We start from the raw sequence: 2,181 nt of genomic DNA on the forward strand, positions 1-2,181 counted from the left end.
CGCAATGAATAGTCAATAAGGGTAAAAAGATCCCTAATGAATGATAAAGTGAAGGGATAAATTTATCTAAAAACATTTCTAAAATTTGAACTAATGCGGACTAAAACGCCAATAAAAGTAATATATCGCAGTTCACTAAATGTGTAATCACGTTCAACCATAAAAATAGTGGCACCAAAGATAGCGCAATGAATAGTCAATAAGGGTAAAAAGATCCCTAATGAATGATAAAGTGAAGGGATAAATTTATCTAAAAACATTTCTAAAATTTGAACTAATGCGGCTAAAACGCCAATAAAAGTAATATATCGCAGAAAACTAAGATCAATACCTTCAACTATTGCGTCTTTTTTTAGGATAAAATGATAGATTAAGTTATTGATAGGTGTAGCAATAATAAGTAAAACTGTAACAGTAATACCTAGTTTTAATGAGGTTTTTACTTCTTTAGAAACAGCAAGAAAAGTACACATTCCTAAAAAGAAACTTAAAGCCATATTCTCAATAAAAGTTGCCTTAATAAAGATATTAAGGTAATTTTCAATCATAACCCCTCCTATTAATATATTTTTTATTAATTCTAGTAAAAACAGTACATTAATATAAGTGGTATTTTAAAAATATCTTTAAAATTAGATCTGAATGACATTTTTTGACTAAGCGTGAGGTTTATTTAAGATAAGGAAAATAAAATTATTGAATAAATGTAATAAATATGTCATTTAAACACGTTTTTCTATTTTAAACCTCATTTTTTTATTCTTAATGAATAAAATAAAAAAGAGTTTTGAAAACGACAAAGCATCAATATCTATTGATCAAATATTGATGCTTAGATGAGAAATTTTTAATTATTTTTTGCAGAGGTGTTTGCTGAATAAATTTTTTATGATTTTAGCTTGTTTAACATGAGTGTTTTATAGTTATTTTTCTCAAGATCTTTTTCTGTAAACCCAAATTTTGTGGCTAAATGCCTTAGTTGGTCAGCGTAGGACAAGAGTTTGCTTTGATCATCTGTCATGATAGCAAACTCAGCAAATGAGCCTAACTTATCTAATTTATCAATAGTGATATGAAACTCATCTAGAAAATAGATTTCTCTTGATTTTGTGTAGTTGAGAATACAATGGTAGCCAAGCGTCATAAACATAGAGACCGTTTTTTCTGCATCTTCGATACGAACAGCTTCACACTGTGATAAATCAGGACCTTTGACGATAAGGAGGTTTATTCCCGCGGGTTGCATTTTTCTTATACATAAACTGATCGTTGGAGCTGAAAACTCAGTATTATTATGCTCCATATACCAATCAGTTTCTTTATTCTCGGGCGTAAATAATGTAGCGCCTGCTTTTTTTAATTCAGTAATAAAAATTTGTGGGTTTTGAAGGTGATATTTTAATTCAGCTTCAAATTTACCTTGAAAGTGTTCAGACATACGTTTTCCCCAATTTAGCGTTAATGAATTATAGCATTAACAAGGTGTCTTTCTGGGATAAGAACGAATTTTTAGTGTTATTTCACTATCTTCTATTTTAGTCAATTAGATAAAAATAGTTAAATAGAGTAATGGATAGCATTACGATGAAATAAGGAAAGGGGATATGACGTTATTAATAAAGGAAAGAATAAGAGAAAATAAAAGGGGCGTTAGCCCTTTATGATTACAGAACACCTTCAAACGGGTTCCAACTTTGATCATTTTTGGTTTCTTTTAAGTAGTATGCATAGTTGGCTGTTATCGCCCATAAAATGTTAATTGCAATACCTACTACATTGATGACACCATTGTTTACAGGTAAAAAACCAAGAATAGTAAAAATAACAATGTTAATAGCAAATAATGTTAATGCTTTACGCCATAAACCTAAGATAAGAAAGTAAATAAAACCAAAGAAAAATGCCCAAATATTCATTCCAATAAGAATACGTTTACCAAAGGGGAGCGCTTTATAAGCGGCTTTAAATTCTGGTGTTTTAGGTGAACCATATTTATCAAAAAATGAAAAACGTGTTTGCCATTTTTCAGAAAGTTCTTTATTCATTTTAATTCCTTTTACCCTGCTGATTAAATTTTAGTCTTGATAGGAAAAGTATTTTTTACATAATTTAACATTATGAACAATATAAATTTATTAAGAAATAATTAATGTTGAGAATTATATAGAAAGTATAGCGATG

Annotated in this window: 2 protein-coding genes and 1 pseudogene; all 3 read right to left on the reverse strand. The window is 28.9% G+C overall.

Features of this window, described 5'->3' with window-relative positions:
* Positions 1–545, reverse strand: a pseudogene (locus BHE89_RS15375) (Rnf-Nqr domain containing protein); the annotation flags it as partial.
* A 341-nt stretch (positions 546–886) separates the two neighbouring features.
* Complete coding sequence (locus tag BHE89_RS15380) at positions 887–1,438, reverse strand: class IV adenylate cyclase (RefSeq protein WP_069369377.1); 552 nt, start codon at positions 1,436–1,438, stop codon at positions 887–889.
* A gap of 226 nt (positions 1,439–1,664) precedes the next feature.
* Positions 1,665–2,045 (reverse strand): DUF2628 domain-containing protein, encoded by a 381-nt coding sequence (locus tag BHE89_RS15385; RefSeq protein WP_069369376.1) that lies wholly within the window; start codon positions 2,043–2,045, stop codon positions 1,665–1,667.
* Positions 2,046–2,181 lie beyond the last annotated feature (136 nt).

The organism is Shigella sp. FC1967 (genome assembly GCF_001743005.1).
In the GTDB taxonomy this organism is placed as follows: domain Bacteria; phylum Pseudomonadota; class Gammaproteobacteria; order Enterobacterales; family Enterobacteriaceae; genus Proteus.

Coding starts and splice junctions, on each gene's coding strand:
- BHE89_RS15385 (WP_069369376.1), bottom strand. CDS start 2,045: ATGAATAAAGAACTTTCTGAAAAATGGCAAACACGTTTTTCATTTTTT.
- BHE89_RS15380 (WP_069369377.1), bottom strand. CDS start 1,438: ATGTCTGAACACTTTCAAGGTAAATTTGAAGCTGAATTAAAATATCAC.